This is a genomic window from Polaromonas sp. P3_B1 (genome assembly GCF_056402935.1).
Map to the genome: position 1 here is coordinate 1 of NZ_JBFUGK010000008.1, position 21,460 is coordinate 21,460.

Here is a 21,460-nt window from a genome sequence, read left to right on the forward strand (position 1 = left end):
TGTCCCCGCTCCCGATTGCCCCGTCCTGGCTGGGCCGAGGAGCGCAGAGACAAGCGGATCAGGGCAAAAACGTGTCTGAGCGAAGCGAGTTGTTTTTGACCCCGCTTGGCTCGAGCACCGCAGGTTGCCCGAAGCGAAGCGTAGGGACCCAGACTGCGGGTCGCCTTTCTTTTGGGTACTTTTCTTTGGCGAAGCAAAGAAAAGTGCCTCGCCCGCCGGGGCGAGACCCGGCCAGCAGAACTTAGAGAAGGGCGCACCGCCGGGGCAAGAACCGGCCCTTGCCCTCACGCGCCGCGAGCACGCCCACCCTTCTCAGCCCAGGTCCGCGTCCACCGAATCTGCATAACCCTCAGCATCACCAACATCCCCAGCGCCAAAGCCGCAAAAAAGAAGAACCCCCACATATACGTCCCGGCATACTGCTTGGAGATGCCCATGGCGTTGGGCACCAGGCCGCCGCCTAGGGCGCCTATCTCGCCGATCATGGAGCCTGCGACCGCGGTGGCCAGGGGCCAGCGCAGAGGGACGAGCTGGAAGAGGGCGCCGTTGCCTGCGCCCAGGGCGGCAAAGCACAGCATCACCAGCAGCGTGGTGGCGGCCAGGGAGCCGCCGGCCAGTCCGCAGGCGACCAGGGTGCCTGCGATGGTGAGCAGCACCACGCTCAGGGTGTTGACGCCGCCCCAGCGGTCGGAGATCCAGCCGCCGAAGATGCGCAGCGCCGCGCCCATGAAGGCCGCCAGCATGGACAGCTGGCCTGCCTGCACCTTGCTGACGCCGAACTGGTCGTAGTAATAGGAAGGCAAAAACGTGGCCAGGCCGATGAAGCCGCCAAAACTCACGGCGTAGATCAGGCTGAAGGCCCAGCCGTCTTTCTCGAACAGGCAGGCGACGTGCTCGCGCAGCGTGGCGTGGCTGTCCACGTCATCGGGTTCTTTGGCAAACACGACCATGGCAATCAGCGGCAGCAGCATGGCTGCGGCGGCAATGCCGTAAACCGACTGCCAGCCGTAGCGCTGGGCCAGCGCGGGCGCCACCAGCACCGAGACGGCGGTGCCCACATTGCCGGCGCCGACCAGGCCCATGGCGAGGCCCTTGTAGCGCGGCGGGAAGGAGCCCGAACCCAGGCTGAGCGCGACGCCGAAGCTGGCGCCGGCAATACCCAGCAGCACGCCCATGGCCAGCAGGCTGCTGTAGGAATCGACCACAAAGTAGCCGAATAGCAGGGCCACCATGATCAGCCCCATTTCCACCAGGGTGGCGTTCTTGCGGCCTATGTACTGGGCCAGCACGCCCAGCGGAAAGCGCATCAGTGCGCCGGCGAAGATGGGTACCGAGAGCATCACACCCTTCTGGGTGGGCGAGAGGTTGTAGGTTTCCGAAATGAAAGGGGCCATGGCCCCGTTCATGACCCAGATGCAACATGAGAAGGCGAAGTAAAAAAACGCCGCGCCCAGCGTGGGTGCGTGACCTGCCTTGAGAARATTACGAAACCCCGCCATGGTGCAAGCTCTTTCTGTGAGATGGTTAACTCCCAGAATCAGTGCGAAAAGCGTGCCACCTTGGGGCATGCAAAACGCACCCTTGCAGCGCGATTTCAGCCTTTATGCCGGTTTCTTTTGGTGCGATGCACAAAATGCGTGCACCCTGGCGGGAATTCAGCTCAGTTCTTGCGGTCCATGTCGACGCAGACCATGGCCGAATAGTGGTTCCAACGCAGCGTGATGACATAGGGACGGGTGCGCACCCTGGCCTTCATGCCCTGCGTGCCCTGCATCTTGACGGGCACGGAAATCTGCAGCTCGGAGCCCAGGGATTTGCGCGCGTTGCCGGCCAGCGTGTTGGCGATTTCGCCCACCGCGTCCAGCAAATTGCCGTCGCTGAGGTCGGTCTCGTGCTGCAACAGCAGAATCTCGCGCACCAGCTTGCCCGGCATGGAGACCATCACATGGCCGTTGTGGCTACCTGAAAAAGCCACGATGCCGTTGAATTCAAAGCCTTCGATGTCGCCCGAGCCCAGGTAAGCCGAGGTGATCTGCGGCTCCTGCCGGGTGGTGACTTTCAGGTAGTTGCGGATCGAGTCGACGAACAGCTTGAGGTCGTTTTCGTTGAGTGTGGCCACAGCGGTCTTCCTTATCTTCTCAATTTTGCTTAGCGCACGTCGGCGACTTCGAGCAATGCCATCTGCAACTCTTCGTCGGTGAAAGGTTTGGCGACGAAGCCGCGCGCGCCCAGCTTGAGCGCCTGGATGGCCGTCGATTTGTCGCTGAGCGCGCTGACCACGAGAATCTTGACGGTGGGGTCCAGCTTGAGCAGCGCAGAAATGCATTCAATGCCGTCCATCTCGGGCATAGTCAGATCCATGGTGACCACCTCGGGGCGTGTCGCCCGGGCCAGCCGCACCGCTTCCTGGCCGTTTCGGGCCAGCCCGGCGAGGGCGATGCCCTTGATGCCGCCGTTTTGCACCACGCGCGAGATGCGGGTGCGGATCATGTTGGAGTCGTCAACAATCAGCAATCGCATGGTGAGCCTCCTTGGGGGTTGGGAATGTTGGGGATGGGGTCATGGGGGGCGGCCTCAGGAAAACACGACCCGGAATTCGGTGTGCTGGCCGGGCGTGCTCGACAGCAGCAGGCGTGCGCCCAGGCTTTGCACGTTGGCTTGCACCAGGTCCAGGCCGACACCGCGGCCGGCATGCCGTGACGCGGTGGCGGCGGTGGAAAAACCGGGCTTGAAGATGTTCGCGACGATCTGCTTGTCGCTGAAGCTCTGCAGCTGCTCGGCGTTGTACCAGCCCAGCTCCAGCAGGCGGCGGCGCACGTCTGCAGCGTTCAGGCCGGCGCCGTCGTCGCGAACCGTGAGCTGCCATTGGCCGGCTTCATCAGGGCCCAGCACCACGCTGACCTGGCCCTCGGCGGTTTTGCCGGCGGCCTGCCGCGCAGCCGGTGTTTCCACACCGTGCACCACGGCATTGCGCAGCAGCTGGATGGCGATCTCGCGCACCAGGTCCATCTTGGCCGGCGGTACCTCCGGTGCGCCGTCCACGCGCAGCTCGGCCTTCACGCGCTTGCCGCAGTCAGCGGCCACCTCGGCGGCCAGTTGCGACAGCGCGGCACGCAGGCTCTCCGGCGAGTTCGCTTGCCGGGGCGACGTGCCCTCGCCGGAGCGTTTCTGGCTCAGGGCCTTGAAGGCGCCCACCTTGGAGAGCAGGTCTTCCAGCGGCAAGGGCAGGGCCAGCAGGGCGTCGCCGGTAGCCGCGCCGCTGTCCTTGAGTTTTTGCAATTCACTCTCGAACTGGTGGGCCAGCGTGGCCAGGATTTCCAGCCCCAGTGAGGCCGCGTCGCCCTTGAAGGCGTGGATGCGGCGGTAGGCGCCGTCCACGGCCTTGAGCACCTGGACCTCGGAGGCGGCCGAGGAGGTGCTGCGCAGCAGGTCGTTGACCTCGAGCAGCGAAGCCTCGGCGCGCTCGACGAAGGCTCGCATCATGGCCGGTTCGGTCTCGAAGGCCTTGAGCATCATGGACAGCTCTTTTTGCGAACGCTGGCGTTCGCTGGCGAGCCTGGCCTGCAATTCGACCTTTTGCGTGATGTCCTGCACGGTGACCAGCAGGTGCCGAACGGTGGCGCCGTCCTGCACCCGGTTGAAGTGGAAGGACAGGTAGCGGGTGGTCTGCTGGCCCAGGCGGTTGGCGACGGTGAGTTCCACTTCCGAAAGCGGGTTGATGCCCTGGACCAACTGCTCTTTCACATGCGGGGAGAACAGCAGCTCGACATAGTCCCGCGCGTCCGTGAGGGCTTTGAGGGACACCATCGTGGACAGCACCTCAAAAAAGTTTTGCCCCGGCACCAGCGTCTTGCCGAACAGCGCATGGGTGGAGCGGGACAGCTGCGAGCCCAACTGGTGCCCCGGCGTGAGCAGGAACAGGCCCTCGCGCACACTCGCGAGGATTTCGCGGTTTTCCTCGGTCGCCGCTTCAATCGCGGCGTCGGAGGTCTTCAGCCGGCGCAAAAACTTGAACAGGATGAAGGCGAAGTTCAGCAGGGCCAGCACGATGCCGCCGGTTTGCACCATGCGCAGCACGCTGGCGCGCGACGCGCCTATCTGCTGTGTTTCGGTCACGAAGTCGTTGGCCGCGCTGAGCAGCTCGCTGTTGTGGGCCTGGCTGTAGGCCAGTGCGGCGGCCAGCTCCTGCTGCGTGAAGTTGTCGCCGGTCAGCAAGGGTTGCAGCAGGGCGAAGTAGGGCTTCCACAGGACTTCCACCTTTTCTTCAAGCTCACGGCCGCGGCTGGATGTCACGGGGTGCAGGTAGACCGGCTTGCCATCGCCGCCGGGAATCGTGCCGCCCTCGCGAAAAGCCACCTGCGAGATCTGAAAGATCTTGGCGCCCGAGCGCAGCTCCGCCAGGGTTTCGGGCTTGTAGAAAAGCCCGGCGGCGCGCGTGGCGTCAAGCTCCAGCAGGGTTCGCGCGACGCGTTGCGACACATAACGCTGGCGCCCGGAGAGATTGATGGTCACGGTGTCCTGGTCGATCTTGAACGAGGTGTAGAAGTTCAGCACCAGCACCCCGAGGTCGAACAGCAGGAAGAAGGCCACAGCGATGATGATTTCGCGGTACTTGCCGAATAGGCCCGGGCCGGCTTTGCGTGCGGGCCGGGCGGCCGCGATCCTGTCGGCGCCGTGGACTGGCAAAACTGCAGACATAGGAAACCTCCCTTATGCGAACTTGCGGACTGGCGGAACGGTTTATCCCGTTTTCTTGCGATGCGGCCGCCTGCCGGTTTTCCGGCAACCCTGGTATCAGGCTGCTTTTTCGACGTGGCCCTGGCGCGTGTAAAGGAAATCGATCACGGCCTTGCGGTAGCCCAGGTAGCGGATGTCCTCGGCCAGCGCCACGCGCGAGCGGGGCCGCGGCAACTCGACCTGCAGCACCTCGCCAATCGTGGCCGAGGGGCCGTTGGTCATCATCACGATGCGGTCGGAGAGCAGCACCGCTTCATCGACGTCATGGGTCACCATCACCACCGTGCTTTGCGTGGTGGCCACGATCTGCAGCAGCTCGTCCTGCAGCTTGGCGCGGGTCAGCGCGTCCAGCGCGCCGAAGGGTTCGTCGAGCAGCAGCACCTTGGGCTCCATGGACAGCGCGCGTGCGATGCCAACGCGCTGCTTCATGCCGCCCGAGATTTCGCCGGGGCGCTTTTGCGCCGCCGCGGTGAGTCCGACCATGGCCAGCGCCGCGTCGGTGCGCGCTTTGAGCTGCGCCTTGTTTTCAGTCTCCGAGAACACGCGCTCGACCGCGAGGTAGACGTTTTCAAAGCAGGTCAGCCAGGGCAGCAGCGAGTGGTTCTGGAACACCACGGCGCGCTCCGGGCCGGGCCCGGCGATTTCGCGGTTGGCGCACAGCAGGCTGCCTTCGGTGGGCGTCGTCAGGCCGGAGATCAGGTTCAACAGGGTGGACTTGCCGCAGCCCGAGTGGCCGATCAGCGCGACGAACTCGCCCTTGGCGACCGTCAGGTTGATGTTCTGCAGCGCGCGGAACGGTCCCTTGCGGGTCTTGAAGGTCTGCTCGACGCCCTGGATTTCGATGTATTTGGTGGTGAAGGATGTCATGGCGGGTTCCCCGTGTTCAGTTCTTGACTTCTTCGAAGGTGAAGGCCGTGGCCAGCTTGATCAGTGCGAACTCCAGCACCAGGCCGACGATGCCGATCACGAAGATCGCGATGATGATGTTCTTGACGTTGAGGTTGTTCCACTCGTCCCAGACCCAGAAGCCGATGCCGACGCCGCCGGTCAGCATCTCGGCCGCGACGATTACCAGCCAGGCAGTGCCGACGGCCAGGCGCACGCCGGTCAGCATGTAGGGCAACACGGCGGGAAAGAGGATCTTGGTGACGATCTTCCATTCGCTGAGGTTGAGCACGCGTGCCACGTTCATGTAGTCCTGCGGCACGCGCTGCACGCCGACCGCGGTGTTGATGATCATGGGCCAGATCGAGCAGATGAAGATGGTCCAGATGGCGGCCGGGTTGGCCCCTTTGAAGACCAGCAGGCCTATCGGCAGCCAGGCCAGCGGCGAGACCGGGCGCAAGAGGCTGATCAGCGGGTTGAACATGCGGCTCAGGAAGTTGAAGCGGCCGATCATGAAGCCGACCGGGATGCCGACGACGGCCGCCATGCCGAAGCCCATGGCCACGCGCTTGAGCGAGGACAGCACGTTCCAGCCCACGCCCTGGTCGTTGGGGCCCTTGCTGTAGAAGGGGTCGCTGAAGATCTGCACCGCCTGCGCGAAGGTGTCCCTGGGCGAAGGAATGCTGCCGCCCGTACCCATGAAGACCAGCTCCCACACCAGCAGCAGCAGGCCCAGGCCCAGCAAGGGCGGCAGCAGGGCCAGCCAGAGAAACRAGGCGTCCCAGGGCGCACGCGCCGGTGGGGTTGCGGCGGCCGCCTGCACTGCGGTGGAAGGGGTGGTGGGATTTGTCATGTCGTGGGGGGCGGGCGCCGATGGAGGGGCACCGGCATCCCGGCTCCGGGGTTTGTCGCCGCCGCGGGCCGCGGGTGCGGCCTCGAGCGGGCTGTGGAATACGGCACTGACCATGGCGTGACCTCTTTGCGTGGGGTGGAAGGTTCGGTGGGCGGGTGGCGGGGCGCGGGCCTAGGCGTGGACCTTGAAGCTGTCGGCGTATTTTTTCGGGTCCTTGCCGTCCCAGACCGTGCCGTCCATCAGCTTGCTGCTGCGCATGAGCTCTTTGGGGACACTGGCCTTGGCGGCTGTAGCGGCCTGCTTGTAGACGTCGATGTGGTTGATCTGCTTGGCGATGCCCAGGTAGTCGGGGTGATCCTTGATCAGGCCCCAGCGCTTGTGTTGCGTGAGGAACCACATGCCGTCGGAGAGGTAAGGGAAGCTCACCGCACCGTCGTTGTAGAACTTCATGTAGTTGGGGTCGTCCCAGGTCTTGCCCATGCCGTTCTGGTAGCGGCCCAGGATGCGCTGGTTGATGGCGTCGACGCTGGTGTTGACGTAGCTTTTGTCGGCCACGGTCTCGGCCATCTTGTTCTTGTTGGAGAGGCTGGCGTCAATCCACTTGCCGGCCTCGATAATGGCTGCGGTCACGGCGCGCGCCGTGTTGGGGTATTTCTTGACGAAATCGGCGGTGGTGCCCAGCACCTTTTCAGGGTGGTCCTTCCAGACGTCCTGGGTGGTCACGGCGGTCACGCCGATGCCGTCGATGATGGCGCGATGGCCCCAAGGCTCGCCCACGCAGAACCCGTCCATGTTGCCTACGCGCATGTTGGCCACCATTTGCGGCGGCGGCACGGTGATGACCTTGGCGTCCTTCATCGGGTTGATGCCGTTGGCGGCCAGCCAGTAATAAAGCCACATGGCGTGCGTGCCGGTGGGAAAGGTCTGGGCAAAGGTGTATTCGCGTTTGTCGCTGGCCATCAGCTTGGCCAGGCCGGGGCCGTCCACCGCGCCCTTGTCGGCGAGCTTCTTGGACAGCGTGATCGCCTGGCCGTTGTTGTTGAGTGTCATCAGCACGGCCATGTCCTTCTTCGGGCCGGCCGTGCCCATGTGCACGCCGTAGACCAGGCCGTAGAGCACGTGGGCAAAGTCCAGTTCACCGTTGACCAGCTTGTCGCGCACGCCGGCCCAGCTGGCTTCCTTGGTCGGGATGATCTTGACGCCGTATTTCTGGTCTATGCCCAGCACCGAGGCCATCACCACCGAGGCGCAGTCGGTCAGCGGAATGAAGCCGATCTTGACTTCTTTTTTCTCCGGCGCATCCGAGCCCTGGGCATATACGGCGGCGCGCAGGGCGGGGTTGATGCCCACGGCTCCCACGGCCGCGGCCTGCAGCACGGTGCGGCGTGTCAGCGAAGATTTCAGCAGTTCAGTCATGTCGTCGGCTCCAGATAAGTAAAAACGATGGGCAAAAACAAAAAAGGCGCTCGACCCGGGCACACGTTGAACGTGATGCAGGGTGCGAACGCCTTTGTTCCTTGGGGCAGCACACTTCGCCGTTGAAGTGCTGTGCCGGGTTGGTCATCCTTGACCAATAGGCGGTACTCAGCAAAAGGCGTGCCAGGGAGTCGGGGGATTTGTCGACAGAGCTGTTCTATAGGGGGAGCGGGCGTGAAAACGTCTGGCTTTTCACGCATGCCTCCACGGCTGACCGACAACACGCTGAGCCGCGAACGTGGATATGAAAGCCGCTATGCGCACCTGATTTGTGCGTTGCACCAATTGAGGGTGAGCCGGCTTGGAGGCCGCCCGGCCAGCGAATCAGCCCAACAGGTCCAGGGCGTCCAGCATGCGCTGCGCCACCTCGCCCAGGCGCAGGCCTTTGTCCATGGCGGCCTTGCGCAGTTTTTCGTAAGCGGCCTGCTCGGACAGCCCCTGGCGCTGCATCAGCATGCCTTTGGCCCGGTCTATGACCTTTCGCTCGTGCAGCTCGGTTTTGGCATGCGCCAGTTCCTTTCGCAGGCCCTGCTCGTGCTCAAAGCGCGCCATGGCCACGTCGAGGATGGGGCGGATGCGGTCCGGCGAAAGTCCGGCCACCACATAAGCCGATACGCCGGCCGCGACGGCATCCTTGACGTGGCTGGTGTCGTTGTCGTTGGTGAACAGCACGATGGGCCGCCGGGCGTCCCGCGTCGCCATCACCACATGCTCCAGCGAGTCGCGGGCCTCGCTTTCGGCGTCCACGATGATCATGTCGGGCTGCAGCTGCGCCAGGCGCTCATCCAGAAAGGTGTCGGCGGGGAGCACCGCGACGATGTTGTAACCGTTTTCCAGCAGGCCTATGCGCAGCTGGCGCGAGCGTTCGGCGAGCTCCCGCGCATGGTCGTCAGCGGACACGGACTCCAGGAGGTCCGGTGCGATGATGACCAGGCGCAGGGATTGTGACGGCGTCATGGGACAACTCGTGCAAGAACTGTGCCCCCACGCTCCCCCACTTCGAGCCTACGGCAGGTCCCTGCCCCTTGCACGTGGAAAGGGCCCGCCCGCAGCCCGGCAAAGCCGGTTCCACGGCTCATGCTGGGTTAAAGAATTCTTTGGCCATTAGCAGTGGGGGCCGCGGGACTGGCTCTGCCAGACCGCAGGCGCCGCCCCCTTGAGGGGGGAACAGGCTACACGCAGTGAGCCTGGACGGGGGTGGGGACTTCCTCCAAACCTTACACTTCGAAGATGAGAGTCTTAGGTATCGAATCGAGTTGTGATGAAACCGGCGTGGCGCTGGTGGATGCCAGCGGCAGCGGCGTGCCGCGCCTGCTGTCGCATGCGCTGTACAGCCAGATAGCCATGCACCAGGCCTATGGCGGCGTGGTGCCTGAACTGGCCAGCCGCGACCACATACGCCGTGTATTGCCCCTGACGCAGCAGGTGATGGCGGAGGCGGGCAACAGCCTGGCGCAAGTGGATGTGGTGGCTTACACGCGCGGGCCCGGATTGGCCGGCGCGCTTCTGGTGGGGGCCGGGGTGGCTTGCTCGCTGGCGGCGGCGCTGGGCAAGCCGGCCATGGGCGTGCACCACCTGGAAGGCCATTTGCTGTCGCCCTTCCTGAGCGCCGACCCGCCCGAGTTTCCCTTTGTGGCGCTGCTGGTGTCGGGCGGGCACACCCAGCTGATGCGGGTGGACCGCGTAGGCAGCTATGAGCTGCTGGGCGAGACCATCGACGACGCGGCTGGTGAGGCCTTTGACAAGTCGGCCAAGCTCATGGGCCTGCCTTATCCGGGCGGCCCGCACCTGTCGAAACTGGCCGAAGGGGGCGACAGCGCGGCTTTCAAGCTGCCGCGGCCCTTGCTGCACAGCGGCGACCTCGATTTTTCTTTTGCCGGGCTCAAGACCGCGGTGTTGACGCAGGCCAAAAAACTGGGGCCTGAGCTGGAAAGCCGCAAGGCCGATCTTGCGGCGTCTACGCAAGCGGCGATTGTTGAAGTGTTGGTGAAGAAATCACTGGCTGCCATGACACAAACCGGATTGAAACGCCTGGTAGTCGCTGGTGGCGTGGGTGCCAATGCGCTGCTGCGCAGCCAGCTCAATGCCGTGTGCAAACAACGCGGTATTCGCGTGCACTACCCCGAATTGCATTTGTGCACCGACAACGGCGCAATGATTGCGCTGGCAGCAGGCATGCGGCTGCAAGCGGGGCTGGAAACGCTTCAGCGCGGCTACACCTTTGACGTGAAGCCGCGCTGGAACCTGGCAGAGCTGCAGGCTGAAGCAGCCTGAACCCTGGACGGCCCGGTTATTGAATATCGAGGTGCGTGACGTTGCTGACGGGGACTTTTTTGCCCAGCGTCAGGGTCAGCACACCGTTCTCGAGCTTGGCCGAGCTGTTGGCCGTATCGATTTCCAGCGGGAAGCGCCACGCGGCCTTGACCTTGCGAGGGGCGTCTTCCTTGCTGGCCACGCGGACCACGTCGCCTTCAATACCGATGTCCAGATGTTCGCGGGCCAGGCCGGGAACGTCGAGTTGCAGGGTGTAGGCCTTTTCCTGGTCTTCCACGCTGGCAGCTTTGGCGGCGCCGGTGTCGGACAGCGAAGAGAAGGTGTCGTTGAGGAATTTTTCCAGGGCGCCGTTGCTCACGACGGGCGCATAGTGGCGATGAAAGGCGCGGGCGGGGCGATGGGCGAGAGAGTAAAACATGGCTGTTCCTTGATGGGTTAACAAGGGGCGGTTTCCCCTTACACTGCGCGGCGTTCACCGTGATTGCCGCATGCACACCAGTTAGGTGTGCAGCCGGTTTATTCAAGCCAGATCCAGCGAAAAACAGAGAGCTATATTTTTATGCGCACACACTTGAAACGCCTTTTCACGGCCCTATGTCTTTGCGCCGCCATGGGGGCGGGCGCCCAGACTGCGAGCCAGCCGCCGGTGCAGGCACCTGTTCGAATTGCGCTCATTGAAAGCCTGTCGGGCGCCTTTGCCAACACCGGCGAAGCAGTGTTCCGCAATCTGGTCTGGGCCACCGAGCGCGTCAATGCGCGCGGCGGTGTCAAGCTGGCCGGCGGGCCGCGCAACCTGGTGATTGAGCGCTACGACAGCAAGGGCCAGAACGAAGAAGCGCTGGCCGCTTTGCGCTCCGCCATCGACGACGGCGTGACCATCATTGCGCAGGGCAATTCGTCGGCCATCGCGGCGGTGCTTGTGGATGCCATTAACAAGCACAACGAGCGCGAACCGAAAAAGCGCGTGCTGTTCCTCAACTACTCGGCGGTCGATCCCATCCTGACGAATGAAAAGTGCAGCTACTGGCACTTCCGTTTCGACGCGCACGCCGACATGCGCATGGCCGCGCTCATGGATGTGCTCAAGGACGACAAGGCGCTCAAAAGCATTTACCTGATAGGCCAGGACTACAGCTTCGGCCAGGCCGTGCTGCGCGAGGCGCGCAAGCAGCTTGGCGCGCAACGCCCCGACGTGCAGATCGTGGGCGACGAGCTGCACGCGCTGGGCCGCGTCAAGGACTTCATCCCCTATGCCGCGAAGATCAAAGCCAGCGGCGCGCAGGCGGTGCTCACGGGCAACTGGGGCAACGACCTGACCTTGCTGATCAAGGCCGCCAAAGAAGTCGGTTACGAGGGCAAGTTCTACACTTTCTACGGCAATGCGCTGGGCGTGCCGGGCGCGCTGGGCGACGCCGGTGTGGGCAAGGTGATCGCCGTGGCCGATTGGTTCCCCAACGAGCCGGGTGCGCAGTCTGAGGCTTTTTACCAATCCTTCCGTCAGCGTTTCCCGAAACCGCAGGACGACTATGTGCACATGCGCATGCAGCTCATGGTCGAGGCCCTGGCGCAAAGCATCGACAAGGCCGGCAGCGCCGAGGCCGGCGCGGTCGCGGCGCAACTCGAGCGCGGCACGGTCACTTTCGCGGGCCACCAGGGCGCCATGCGCGCGCAGGACCACCAGTTCCAGCAGCCGCTGCTGGTGGCGCTGATGGGCAAGCAGGGTTCGCCCGGCGTGAAGTTCGACGTGGAGGGCTCGGGTTACGGCTTTCGCGTGATCAAGACCATCTCGCCCGAGCGGGCCGAGCAGCCGAGCAGCTGCAAGATGGTCCGGCCCTGAGTTTCAATTTCTTTGTTTTTTTGACGGACGCCAGCAGGCAGATCGAACATTCCCATGACCATGAGACAAGCTGTTTTAAACCTTGAAGAATCCATGATCCGCCAGGTCGCCAATGCCGGCATGGGGCGCGGCGACGTTCTCAAGTTCTGGTTCGGCGAAAGCGACGAGGTCACGCCGGCTTTTATCCGCGACGCCGCAGCGACCTCGTTGCAGCAGGGCGAAACTTTTTATGCCCACAACCTGGGCCTGCCCGAGCTGCGGGAAGCCATCGCTGCTTATGCGACCGGCCTGCGCTGCCCAGGCGCCGCGCCCATCACCACGGAGCGCATCGCGGTCACCTCGGGTGGCGTCAATGCCTTGATGCTGGCCGTACAGGCGCTGGTGGATGCGGGCGACGAGGTGGTGGCCGTCACGCCGGTCTGGCCCAACCTGACGGCCCAGCCGGCCATCATGGGCGCGCGGGTGCGCTGCGTGAGCCTCAAGCCGGTGGCGGGCGAATGGAAACTCGATATGACCGAACTGCTGGCCGCCATCACGCCCAAGACCAAGCTGCTGATCGTCAACGCCCCCAACAACCCCACGGGCTGGACCCTTGCGCGCGCCGAGCAGGAAGCCATCCTGGCGCACTGCCGCCAAACCGGGACCTGGATACTGGCCGACGAGGTCTATGAGCGGCTGTATTACGAGCCTACGCCGAATGGTTGCGCGCCCAGTTTCCTGGACATCGCAGCGCCCGAAGACCGCCTGGTCGTGGTCCACAGCTTTTCCAAGAGCTTTCTGATGACCGGCTGGCGCCTGGGCTGGCTGGTGATGCCGGCCACGATGACGCCGCACATGGGCAAGCTGGTGGAATTCAACACCTCCTGCGCGCCGGTGTTTGTGCAGCGGGCCGGACTGGTGGCGATTGAACGCACGGCCGACATCACGCCGCGCGTGGTGGCCCACCTCAAAACCTGCCGCGACACCCTGGTGCCTCTGCTGCAGGCGGTGCCCGGGGTGCAACTGGCTCCGGCCAAAGGGGGCATGTACGCCTTTTTCCGGCTGCAAGACCCCGCAAACCCTGCGCGCTTCGGCGACTCCCTGGAGACGGCCAAACGCCTGGTCGTGGAGGCTGGGCTGGGCCTGGCGCCCGGTAACGCCTTTATGGTCAACCCCGGCCCCGAGGCCCAGGGCTGGCTGCGCTGGTGTTTCGCCAGCCAGGACGTCGGCAGGCTGGGGCAGGGGGTGGAACGCCTGCAGCGCTGGCTTAGGCTATAATCTGAGGCTCTGTGCAGTTTGGGGCCTTGGATTCAAGTTTTAGGGCCTTTTCATGCCGGATCACGACGAAAGCGGTTTTCAAGTCCCATGTCGGGAATGCTGCTTCGCTCGCAAGCGCACTTCGGTGCAAGAAAGAGAAAACCATGATTGCAAAATCAGTCAAGGCCGAAATCGTCCAGGCCAACGCACGTGCAGCCGGCGACACCGGCAGCCCTGAAGTTCAAGTGGCGCTGCTGACCGGCCGCATCAACGAACTGACCCCCCACTTCAAGGCCAACGCCAAAGACCACCACGGCCGCCGCGGCCTGCTGCGCATGGTGAGCCGCCGCCGCAAGCTGCTGGACTACCTGAAGTCCAAAGACGCCGACCGTTACACCGCGCTGATCGCCAAGCTTGGCCTGCGCAAGTAATCGGTAGCAACAATTTGAAAGCGCCTGAGTTAGTTCACTAGCTCAGGCGCTTTTTACTTCGGAGCAAGGCAAAACGAGCACGCGCTGTGTCATTCCACAAAAAAGCCCCGGCAAGGATCGCTGATCCCAGGCATTTTGTGGAATGGCATCGTGTTCAGCCAGCCACCGCTCCGGGCCTCCCGCGCTGCCTCAAGCGCGTGAATTTAATGGAGATAAGAACATGAGCATTTTCAACAAAGTCACCAAATCCTTCCAATGGGGCCAGCACAAGGTCACGATGGAAACCGGCGAAATCGCGCGCCAGTCCAGCGGCGCCGTTGTCGTTGACATGGACGGCACCGTGGTGCTGGCCACCGTGGTCGCCAAGACCGATGCCAAGCCCGGCCAGGACTTCTTCCCCCTGACGGTCGACTACCTCGAAAAAACCTATGCCGCCGGTCGCATCCCCGGCAGCTTCTTCAAGCGCGAAGGCCGCCCCAGCGAATTCGAAACGCTGACCTCCCGCCTGATCGACCGCCCCATCCGCCCGTTGTTCCCCGAGGGCTTTTTCAACGAAGTGCAGGTCGTGATCCACGTGCTGTCGCTGAACCCTGAAGTCGAAGGCGACATCCCCGCGCTGATCGCTTCGAGCGCCGCCCTGTCGATTTCCGGCATCCCGTTCAACGGCCCCATCGGCGCCGCGCGCGTGGCCTACATCGACGGCCAGTACGTGCTGAATCCCGGCAAGACCCAGCTCAAGGATTCGAAGATGGACCTCGTCGTGGCCGGCACCGAAGCCGCCGTGCTGATGGTCGAGTCCGAAGCCCAGCAGTTGTCCGAAGAAATCATGCTCGGCGCCGTGGTGTTCGGCCATGAGCAGGGCAACATCGCCATCAACGCGATCCATGAACTCGTGCGCGACGCCGGCAAGCCGGTTTGGGACTGGCAAGCTCCGGCCAAGAACGAACCGCTGATCGCCAGGGTCAACGAACTCGCTGCCGCCAAGCTGCAGGCCGCTTACCAGATCCGCGCCAAGCAGGCCCGCACCCAGGCTTGCCGCGTGGTGACTTCGGAAGTCATGGCTGCCCTCAAGGCCGACGAAGTCGCGTTCGACAGCGTGGCGGTTGAAGGCATGCTGTTCGACATCGAAGCCAAGATCGTGCGCAGCCAGATCCTGGCCGGCGAGCCCCGCATCGACGGCCGCGACACCCGCACTGTGCGCGCGATTGAAATCCGCAACAGCGTTCTGCCCCGCACCCACGGTTCCGCACTGTTCACGCGTGGCGAAACCCAGGCGCTGGTCGTGACCACGCTGGGCACCGAACGCGACGCGCAGCGCATCGACGCGCTGTCGGGCGACTACGAAGACCGCTTCATGCTGCACTACAACATGCCTCCGTTCGCTACCGGCGAAACCGGCCGTGTGGGCTCGCCGAAACGCCGCGAAATCGGCCACGGCCGCCTGGCCAAGCGCGCGCTGGTCGCCGTGCTGCCTACCAAGGAAGAATTCCCCTACACCATGCGCGTGGTGTCTGAAATCACCGAGTCCAATGGTTCTTCGTCGATGGCTTCGGTCTGCGGCGGCTGCCTCTCGCTGATGGACGCCGGCGTTCCGATGAAGGCCCACGTGGCCGGTATCGCCATGGGCCTGATCAAGGAAGACAACCGCTTTGCCGTGCTGACCGACATCCTGGGCGACGAAGATCACCTGGGCGACATGGACTTCAAGGTTGCGGGCACCACCTTCGGCATCACCGCGCTGCAGATGGACATCAAGATCCAGGGCATCACCAAGGAAATCATGCAGGTCGCGCTGGCCCAGGCCAAAGAAGCCCGCATGCACATCCTGGGCAAGATGCAGGAAGCCATGGGCGAGGCCAAGGCCGAAGTCTCCGACTTCGCACCGCGCCTCTACGTCATGAAGATCAACCCCGAGAAGATCCGCGACGTGATCGGCAAGGGCGGCGCCGTTATCCGCGCGCTGACCGAAGAAACCGGCACGCAGATCAACATCGAGGAAGACGGCACCATCACCATCGCCTCGAACGACAGCGCCAAGGCTGATGAAGCCAAGCGCCGCATCGCCGAGATCACCGCCGAAGTCGAAATCGGCAAGGTGTACGAAGGCCCGGTCACCAAGATCCTGGACTTCGGCGCGCTGATCAACCTGCTGCCCGGCAAGGACGGCCTGCTGCACATCAGCCAGATCGCCCACGAGCGCGTCGAGAAGGTCACCGACTACCTGAGCGAAGGCCAGATCGTCAAGGTCAAGGTTCTTGAGACCGACGAAAAAGGCCGCGTCAAGCTGTCGATGAAGGCCTTGCTGGACCGCCCGGCCCAGGACCAGGACCGCGGCTGATCCGCCACGCGCCATCAAGTTGTGCCGCCAGCGACCGGATGCCGGGCGCAGGCGGTGCAAACGAACCGCATAGCCCATGAAAGCTGTTGAAATTACCTCCTACGGCGCGCCCGAGGTGTTGCGTCTGGGCGCCCGCCCGGCGCCCACCGAGGGTGCCGGCGAGGTGGTGATCCGCGTGCACGCCAGCGGCGTGAACCGCCCCGACGTGCTGCAGCGCATGGGTAACTACCCGGTGCCGCCAGGTGCCTCCGATATTCCAGGCCTTGAAGTCGCCGGTGTGATCGTTTCCGGTGATGCCAAGGCTATGGCTGCGGCCGGCCTGAAGCTTGGTGATCGCGTCTGCGCATTGGTCGCCGGCGGGGGTTATGCCGAGCTGTGCGTCGCGCCCGTCGGGCAATGCCTGCCGGTGCCCGAAGGCCTCAGCGACATCGAGGCGGCATCGCTGCCCGAGACCTTTTTCACGGTCTGGAGCAATGTGTTCGAGCGCGCCCATCTGCAGCCGGGTGAAACCCTGCTGATCCAGGGCGGCTCCAGCGGCATAGGCGTCACGGCCATCCAGATCGCCAAGGCGATGGGCGCCACGGTGCTGGTCACGGCCGGCAGCGACGACAAATGCGCGGCCTGCGTCGCCCTGGGGGCGGACCATGCCATCAATTACAAAAGCAGCGATTTCGCCGAAGAGGTGAAGCGGCTCACCAACGGGCAGGGCGTCAATGTCATTCTTGACATGGTGGCCGGCAGCTATGTGACGCGTGAAATCGACTGCCTGGCCGAGGACGGCCGCCTCGTCATCATCGCGGTGCAGGGCGGCGTCAAGGCTGAGATCAACGCCGGCCTCGTGCTGCGCAAGCGCCTCACCATCACTGGTTCGACCTTGCGCCCGCGCTCCGTCGAGTTCAAGGCGGCGATTGCAAAAGCGTTGAAAGAAAAAGTCTGGCCGCTGATTGCCCGCGGCGCCATCAAGCCCGTGATCCACAGCACCTTTGCCGCAGCGGATGCGGCCAAGGCCCATGCGCTGATGGAGTCGAATTTGCATATCGGCAAAATTGTTTTGACCTGGTAAGCCAAAGATGAAAAAACTCATTGCAGGAAACTGGAAGATGAATGGCAGGTTTGGTCAAAACCAAGCCTTGCTTGAAGCATTACTTGCCGGTTTGAAACAGAGCCCGCCGGCCTGCGACGTTGCCGTTTGCGTGCCTTTCCCTTACTTCGTTCAGGTGCAGGATTACCAGGACCGCAGCCGTGACGAATCCGGCAACCCGATGATTTCTTTGGGGGCGCAGGATGTGTCCGCGCATGAGGTTGGAGCCTACACCGGCGAAGTCTCGGCAGCGATGCTCAAAGAGCTGACCGTGCGCTACGTCATCGTCGGCCATTCAGAGCGCCGCCAGTACCACAGCGAAAGCGATGCGCTGGTCGCCGACAAGGCCAAGGCCGCACTGGCGTCGGGCATCACGCCCATCGTCTGCGTGGGTGAGACGCTGGCCGAGCGCGAAGCCGGCCACACCGAAGAAGTCGTCAAGCGCCAGCTGGCCGCGGTGATTCACACCAACGGCCACTGCATCAGCGAGATTGTCGTGGCCTATGAACCTGTATGGGCCATAGGTACCGGCAAGACGGCCTCACCCAAAGAAGCCCAGGTCGTGCACGCCGTGTTGCGTGCCCAGCTGAAGGCGGCTACGGACCAGTTCGCGCGTGTGAAAATCCTGTACGGCGGCAGCATGAACGCCGCCAATGCGGCAGCGCTGCTGGCCCAGCCCGACATCGACGGCGGCCTGATAGGCGGCGCTTCGCTCAAAGCCCCCGATTTCTTGACCATCATTGCTGCAGCCCGCAAGTAACGGGTGCAGAACGCTATTAATTTAGGAGTAAGTATGAACGTTGTATTGACCATTGTCCTCGCCGTGCAAATGCTCTCGGCGCTCGGCATGATTGGCCTGATCCTGGTGCAGCATGGCAAGGGTGCCGACATGGGCGCAGCCTTCGGCAGCGGCGGCTCGGGCAGCCTGTTCGGTGCCAGCGGCAGCGCCAACTTCCTGTCGCGCACCACCGGTGTCCTCGCCGCCTTGTTTTTTGCATGCACCTTGCTGCTCGCTTACTTCGGCGGCAGCTCGCTGCCGCGCAGCGGCTCCAGTGTTCTGGAAGGCGCAGCAGTGACGGCGCCGGCTCCAGCCGGCGCGGCATCCGGTGCGGCCCAGATTCCTGCGACGACGGCCCCAGCGAGCGGCAGCGCAGCAGTGCCTGCACCGCCCGCGCCCGCCGCATCGGGCGCCGCGCAAATCCCGACGAAATAACGTGATTTTGCTGCCGCCTCTCGTCGGGAGAGGCGGTATTTCAGGGTAAACTCTGAGACTGCCTGGAAAGCCAAAACCGCAAGGTTTCCTCATGCCATCCAGTCAGTTAAATACCGCGGACGTGGTGAAATTGGTAGACACGCTATCTTGAGGGGGTAGTGCCGAAAGGTGTGCGAGTTCGAGTCTCGCCGTCCGCACCAGATTGACAAGCATCGGTGGCAGCGCTCCGGCGATGCTGTCGGCTCAAACGGCAAGCTGAAACAAACCTCACGGGTGGCTTTTCAGAAGTTGAATCCACGATGAACCTCGATCAATACCTTCCTGTTCTCCTGTTCATTCTGGTTGGTGTGGGTGTCGGCGTGGTGCCCCAGGTGCTGGGGCGTTTGTTGGGCCCCGTGCGCCCCGACAGCGAAAAAAACTCCCCTTACGAATGCGGCTTCGAGGCTTTCGAAGATGCCCGCATGAAATTCGATGTGCGCTACTACCTGGTCGCCATCCTCTTCATTCTGTTTGACCTCGAAATCGCTTTCCTCTTTCCCTGGGCAGTCGCGCTCAAGGAAATCGGCCCCGTCGGTTTCTGGTCGGTCATGATTTTCCTGGGCATTCTGGTCGTGGGCTTCGTCTACGAGTGGAAAAAGGGTGCGCTGGACTGGGAATAAGAAGATAAGAATCCCGAGGGTTCTCTAAGGCTAGGGCGGCTCTCGCCACAAAGGTACGGGTATGTCACTTGAAGGTGTTTTCAACGAAGGCTTCATGACCACGAGCTACGACTCGGTGGTGAACTGGGCCAAGACGGGTTCGCTCTGGCCCATGACGTTCGGCCTGGCCTGTTGCGCCGTCGAAATGATGCATGCCGGCGCGGCGCGCTACGACCTGGACCGCTTCGGCATGTTGTTTCGTCCCAGCCCGCGCCAGTCCGACCTGATGATCGTGGCCGGCACACTGTGCAACAAGATGGGTCCGGCGCTGCGCAAGGTCTACGACCAGATGTCGGAGCCGCGCTGGGTGTTGTCCATGGGCTCATGCGCCAACGGCGGCGGCTACTACCACTACAGCTATTCCGTGGTGCGCGGTTGCGATCGCATCGTGCCGGTGGATGTCTATGTGCCGGGCTGCCCGCCCACAGCCGAAGCGCTGATGTACGGCATCATCCAGCTGCAGCAGAAAATCCGCCGCACCAACACGATTGCGAGGGCATAAAACATGTCCTCTTCTCCTGTGTCCATGGAGCAACTCGCCGAAACGATTCGCGCCGTCCTCGGCGACAAGGTCAAAAGCCTGAACATCGCGCTCGGTGAGATCACCCTCACTGTCTCCGCCGCCGACTACCTGGCGGCCGCCACCCAGCTGCGCGATGCGCCCGGCTGCCGCTTCGAGCAACTGATCGACCTCTGCGGCGTCGACTATTCCGAGTACCGGGACGGCCAGTACGACGGCCTGCGCTACTGCGTGGTGTCGCATCTGCTGTCGGTCAGCCTCAACCAGCGCGTGCGCCTCAAGGTGTTCTGCCCCGACGACGATTTCCCTGTGGTGGATTCGCTCAACGGCATCTGGAATTCGGCCAACTGGTTCGAGCGCGAGGCCTTCGACCTCTACGGCATCATCTTTGAAGGCCACAACGACCTGCGCCGCATCCTGACCGACTACGGTTTCATCGGCCATCCTTTCCGCAAGGACTTCCCGACCTCGGGTCATGTGGAGATGCGCTACGACCCCGAGCAAAAGCGTGTGATTTACCAGCCGGTCACCATAGAGCCGCGTGAGATCACTCCCCGCGTGATCCGTGAAGACAACTACGGCGGCCTGCAGTAAGCAGAGTCGAAAAAAGATACCCCATGGCTGAAATCAAAAACTACACGCTTAACTTTGGGCCGCAGCATCCAGCGGCGCACGGTGTGCTGCGCCTGGTGCTCGAGCTTGACGGCGAAGTGATACAGCGCGCCGACCCGCACATCGGCCTCTTGCACCGCGCGACCGAAAAGCTCGCCGAGAGCAAGACCTACATCCAGTCGCTGCCTTACATGGACCGGTTGGACTACGTCTCCATGATGTCCAACGAGCACGCCTACTGCCTGGCCATCGAGAAGCTGCTCGGCGTCGACGTGCCGGTGCGCGCGCAATACATCCGCGTGATGTACGCCGAAATCACGCGACTGCTCAACCACCTGCTGTGGCTGGGCGCGCACGGTTTCGACTGCGGCGCGATGAACATCCTGATTTACTGCTTCCGCGAGCGCGAGGCGCTGTTCGACATGTACGAGGCTGTCTCCGGCGCCCGCATGCACGCAGCTTACTTCCGCCCGGGCGGCGTCTACCGCGACCTGCCCGAGAGCATGCCTCAGTACCGCGTCAGCAAGGTCAAGAACGCCAAAGCCATCGCGGCGCTCAACGAGAACCGCCAGGGCTCGCTGCTCGACTTCATCGAGGACTTCGCCAACAAGTTCCCGGGCTACGTCGACGAATACGAAACCCTGCTGACCGACAACCGCATCTGGAAGCAGCGCACCGTCGGCGTGGGCGTGGTCTCGCCCGAGCGCGCCCTCAACCTCGGCTTCACCGGCCCCATGCTCAGGGGTTCGGGTTTTGCCTGGGACCTGCGCAAGCAGCAGCCTTACGACGTCTACGACAAGATGGACTTCGATATCCCGGTCGGCAAGACCGGCGACTGCTACGACCGCTACCTGGTCCGCGTCGAAGAAATGCGCCAGTCCAACCGCATCATCAAGCAGTGCGTGGACTGGCTGCGCGTGAACCCCGGCCCCGTGATCACCAGCAACCACAAGGTTGCCGCGCCGGACCGCGAATCCATGAAGACCAACATGGAGGAGCTGATTCACCACTTCAAGCTCTTCACCGAAGGCTTCCACGTGCCCGAAGGCGAAGCCTATGCGGCGGTCGAACACCCGAAGGGCGAGTTCGGCATCTACATCGTCAGCGACGGCGCCAACAAGCCGTACCGGCTGAAGATCCGTCCGCCGGGTTTCCCGCACCTGGCGGCCATGGACGAAATGTCGCGCGGCCACATGATTGCCGACGCCGTCGCCGTGATCGGCACCATGGACATTGTGTTCGGTGAGATTGACCGTTAAACCGGATGGC

21 protein-coding genes and 1 tRNA gene are annotated in these 21,460 nt (G+C 63.3%); 13 read left to right on the top strand and 9 right to left on the bottom strand.

Features of this window, described 5'->3' with window-relative positions; translation table 11 throughout:
- Positions 1-284 precede the first annotated feature (284 nt).
- From AC1DXS_RS06400 to AC1DXS_RS06435, 8 genes are all read right to left on the bottom strand, one after another.
- Positions 285-1,499, bottom strand: a complete 1,215-nt coding sequence (locus AC1DXS_RS06400; RefSeq protein ID WP_477736692.1) for an MFS transporter — start codon at positions 1,497-1,499, stop codon at positions 285-287.
- Between the two features lie 161 nt (positions 1,500-1,660).
- A complete protein-coding gene (locus tag AC1DXS_RS06405) occupies positions 1,661-2,119 on the bottom strand; it encodes a chemotaxis protein CheX (protein WP_477736693.1) in 459 nt (152 codons plus the stop codon).
- A gap of 29 nt (positions 2,120-2,148) precedes the next feature.
- Positions 2,149-2,520, bottom strand: a complete 372-nt coding sequence (locus AC1DXS_RS06410) for a response regulator transcription factor (protein WP_477736694.1) — start codon at positions 2,518-2,520, stop codon at positions 2,149-2,151.
- Between the two features lie 54 nt (positions 2,521-2,574).
- Positions 2,575-4,698, bottom strand: coding sequence for an ATP-binding protein (locus tag AC1DXS_RS06415; protein WP_477736695.1), 2,124 nt, complete (start codon positions 4,696-4,698; stop codon positions 2,575-2,577).
- 96 nt (positions 4,699-4,794) lie between these two features.
- Positions 4,795-5,604: an ABC transporter ATP-binding protein gene (locus tag AC1DXS_RS06420; RefSeq protein ID WP_477736696.1), complete on the bottom strand. Its 810-nt coding sequence runs from the start codon at positions 5,602-5,604 to the stop codon at positions 4,795-4,797.
- A 16-nt stretch (positions 5,605-5,620) separates the two neighbouring features.
- Complete coding sequence (gene ntrB, locus AC1DXS_RS06425) at positions 5,621-6,589, bottom strand: nitrate ABC transporter permease (RefSeq protein WP_477736697.1); 969 nt, start codon at positions 6,587-6,589, stop codon at positions 5,621-5,623.
- 57 nt (positions 6,590-6,646) lie between these two features.
- Positions 6,647-7,891 (bottom strand): CmpA/NrtA family ABC transporter substrate-binding protein, encoded by a 1,245-nt coding sequence (locus AC1DXS_RS06430; RefSeq protein ID WP_477736698.1) that lies wholly within the window; start codon positions 7,889-7,891, stop codon positions 6,647-6,649.
- 384 nt (positions 7,892-8,275) lie between these two features.
- On the bottom strand, positions 8,276-8,908 hold the full coding sequence (locus AC1DXS_RS06435) for an ANTAR domain-containing response regulator (RefSeq protein WP_477736699.1): 633 nt from the start codon (positions 8,906-8,908) through the stop codon (positions 8,276-8,278).
- Between the two features lie 273 nt (positions 8,909-9,181).
- On the opposite strand from AC1DXS_RS06435, the gene tsaD reads away from it, so the two are divergent.
- Positions 9,182-10,225: a tRNA (adenosine(37)-N6)-threonylcarbamoyltransferase complex transferase subunit TsaD gene (tsaD, locus tag AC1DXS_RS06440; RefSeq protein WP_477736700.1), complete on the top strand. Its 1,044-nt coding sequence runs from the start codon at positions 9,182-9,184 to the stop codon at positions 10,223-10,225.
- A 16-nt stretch (positions 10,226-10,241) separates the two neighbouring features.
- Here tsaD and AC1DXS_RS06445 read toward each other — a convergent pair whose 3' ends face one another.
- A complete protein-coding gene (locus tag AC1DXS_RS06445; protein ID WP_477736701.1) occupies positions 10,242-10,643 on the bottom strand; it encodes an Hsp20/alpha crystallin family protein in 402 nt (133 codons plus the stop codon).
- 141 nt (positions 10,644-10,784) lie between these two features.
- Between AC1DXS_RS06445 and AC1DXS_RS06450 the strand changes: the two genes are divergently transcribed.
- From AC1DXS_RS06450 to AC1DXS_RS06505, 12 genes are all read left to right on the top strand, one after another.
- Positions 10,785-12,062 carry a branched-chain amino acid ABC transporter substrate-binding protein gene (locus AC1DXS_RS06450; protein ID WP_477736702.1) on the top strand — a complete coding sequence of 426 codons (1,278 nt, stop codon included), beginning with the start codon at positions 10,785-10,787 and terminating at the stop codon, positions 12,060-12,062.
- A gap of 54 nt (positions 12,063-12,116) precedes the next feature.
- Positions 12,117-13,319: a pyridoxal phosphate-dependent aminotransferase gene (locus tag AC1DXS_RS06455; protein WP_477736703.1), complete on the top strand. Its 1,203-nt coding sequence runs from the start codon at positions 12,117-12,119 to the stop codon at positions 13,317-13,319.
- Positions 13,320-13,462: 143 nt separating this feature from the next.
- Positions 13,463-13,729 carry a 30S ribosomal protein S15 gene (gene rpsO, locus AC1DXS_RS06460; protein ID WP_007864491.1) on the top strand — a complete coding sequence of 89 codons (267 nt, stop codon included), beginning with the start codon at positions 13,463-13,465 and terminating at the stop codon, positions 13,727-13,729.
- A gap of 220 nt (positions 13,730-13,949) precedes the next feature.
- The gene (gene pnp, locus AC1DXS_RS06465) at positions 13,950-16,067 is read left to right on the top strand and encodes a polyribonucleotide nucleotidyltransferase (protein WP_477736704.1); all 2,118 of its coding nucleotides are present in this window, start codon (positions 13,950-13,952) and stop codon (positions 16,065-16,067) included.
- 76 nt (positions 16,068-16,143) lie between these two features.
- Positions 16,144-17,130, top strand: coding sequence for an NAD(P)H-quinone oxidoreductase (locus tag AC1DXS_RS06470; RefSeq protein WP_477736705.1), 987 nt, complete (start codon positions 16,144-16,146; stop codon positions 17,128-17,130).
- A gap of 7 nt (positions 17,131-17,137) precedes the next feature.
- Positions 17,138-17,908 carry a triose-phosphate isomerase gene (tpiA, locus tag AC1DXS_RS06475; RefSeq protein ID WP_477736706.1) on the top strand — a complete coding sequence of 257 codons (771 nt, stop codon included), beginning with the start codon at positions 17,138-17,140 and terminating at the stop codon, positions 17,906-17,908.
- A 33-nt stretch (positions 17,909-17,941) separates the two neighbouring features.
- Positions 17,942-18,361: a preprotein translocase subunit SecG gene (gene secG / locus AC1DXS_RS06480; RefSeq protein WP_007864475.1), complete on the top strand. Its 420-nt coding sequence runs from the start codon at positions 17,942-17,944 to the stop codon at positions 18,359-18,361.
- A 115-nt stretch (positions 18,362-18,476) separates the two neighbouring features.
- A tRNA-Leu gene (locus AC1DXS_RS06485) sits at positions 18,477-18,561 on the top strand.
- A 99-nt stretch (positions 18,562-18,660) separates the two neighbouring features.
- Positions 18,661-19,020 (top strand): NADH-quinone oxidoreductase subunit A, encoded by a 360-nt coding sequence (locus tag AC1DXS_RS06490; RefSeq protein ID WP_007864471.1) that lies wholly within the window; start codon positions 18,661-18,663, stop codon positions 19,018-19,020.
- A 61-nt stretch (positions 19,021-19,081) separates the two neighbouring features.
- Positions 19,082-19,561, top strand: coding sequence for a NuoB/complex I 20 kDa subunit family protein (locus AC1DXS_RS06495; RefSeq protein WP_007864469.1), 480 nt, complete (start codon positions 19,082-19,084; stop codon positions 19,559-19,561).
- Positions 19,562-19,564: 3 nt separating this feature from the next.
- Complete coding sequence (locus tag AC1DXS_RS06500; RefSeq protein ID WP_477736707.1) at positions 19,565-20,173, top strand: NADH-quinone oxidoreductase subunit C; 609 nt, start codon at positions 19,565-19,567, stop codon at positions 20,171-20,173.
- A 23-nt stretch (positions 20,174-20,196) separates the two neighbouring features.
- Positions 20,197-21,450 (top strand): NADH-quinone oxidoreductase subunit D, encoded by a 1,254-nt coding sequence (locus AC1DXS_RS06505; RefSeq protein WP_074577082.1) that lies wholly within the window; start codon positions 20,197-20,199, stop codon positions 21,448-21,450.
- The last annotated feature ends 10 nt before the right edge of the window (positions 21,451-21,460 follow it).

Bases quoted from the DNA above. Each gene is read 5' to 3' on its own strand.
- pnp (WP_477736704.1), top strand. From the start codon at position 13,950: ATGAGCATTTTCAACAAAGTCACCAAATCCTTCCAATGGGGCCAGCAC.
- tsaD (WP_477736700.1), top strand. From the start codon at position 9,182: ATGAGAGTCTTAGGTATCGAATCGAGTTGTGATGAAACCGGCGTGGCG.
- AC1DXS_RS06455 (WP_477736703.1), top strand. From the start codon at position 12,117: ATGACCATGAGACAAGCTGTTTTAAACCTTGAAGAATCCATGATCCGC.
- AC1DXS_RS06505 (WP_074577082.1), top strand. From the start codon at position 20,197: ATGGCTGAAATCAAAAACTACACGCTTAACTTTGGGCCGCAGCATCCA.
- AC1DXS_RS06490 (WP_007864471.1), top strand. From the start codon at position 18,661: ATGAACCTCGATCAATACCTTCCTGTTCTCCTGTTCATTCTGGTTGGT.
- AC1DXS_RS06410 (WP_477736694.1), bottom strand. From the start codon at position 2,520: ATGCGATTGCTGATTGTTGACGACTCCAACATGATCCGCACCCGCATC.
- AC1DXS_RS06450 (WP_477736702.1), top strand. From the start codon at position 10,785: ATGCGCACACACTTGAAACGCCTTTTCACGGCCCTATGTCTTTGCGCC.
- AC1DXS_RS06500 (WP_477736707.1), top strand. From the start codon at position 19,565: ATGTCCTCTTCTCCTGTGTCCATGGAGCAACTCGCCGAAACGATTCGC.
- AC1DXS_RS06415 (WP_477736695.1), bottom strand. From the start codon at position 4,698: ATGTCTGCAGTTTTGCCAGTCCACGGCGCCGACAGGATCGCGGCCGCC.
- AC1DXS_RS06445 (WP_477736701.1), bottom strand. From the start codon at position 10,643: ATGTTTTACTCTCTCGCCCATCGCCCCGCCCGCGCCTTTCATCGCCAC.
- AC1DXS_RS06435 (WP_477736699.1), bottom strand. From the start codon at position 8,908: ATGACGCCGTCACAATCCCTGCGCCTGGTCATCATCGCACCGGACCTC.
- AC1DXS_RS06430 (WP_477736698.1), bottom strand. From the start codon at position 7,891: ATGACTGAACTGCTGAAATCTTCGCTGACACGCCGCACCGTGCTGCAG.
- AC1DXS_RS06470 (WP_477736705.1), top strand. From the start codon at position 16,144: ATGAAAGCTGTTGAAATTACCTCCTACGGCGCGCCCGAGGTGTTGCGT.
- AC1DXS_RS06495 (WP_007864469.1), top strand. From the start codon at position 19,082: ATGTCACTTGAAGGTGTTTTCAACGAAGGCTTCATGACCACGAGCTAC.
- AC1DXS_RS06420 (WP_477736696.1), bottom strand. From the start codon at position 5,604: ATGACATCCTTCACCACCAAATACATCGAAATCCAGGGCGTCGAGCAG.
- tpiA (WP_477736706.1), top strand. From the start codon at position 17,138: ATGAAAAAACTCATTGCAGGAAACTGGAAGATGAATGGCAGGTTTGGT.
- rpsO (WP_007864491.1), top strand. From the start codon at position 13,463: ATGATTGCAAAATCAGTCAAGGCCGAAATCGTCCAGGCCAACGCACGT.
- secG (WP_007864475.1), top strand. From the start codon at position 17,942: ATGAACGTTGTATTGACCATTGTCCTCGCCGTGCAAATGCTCTCGGCG.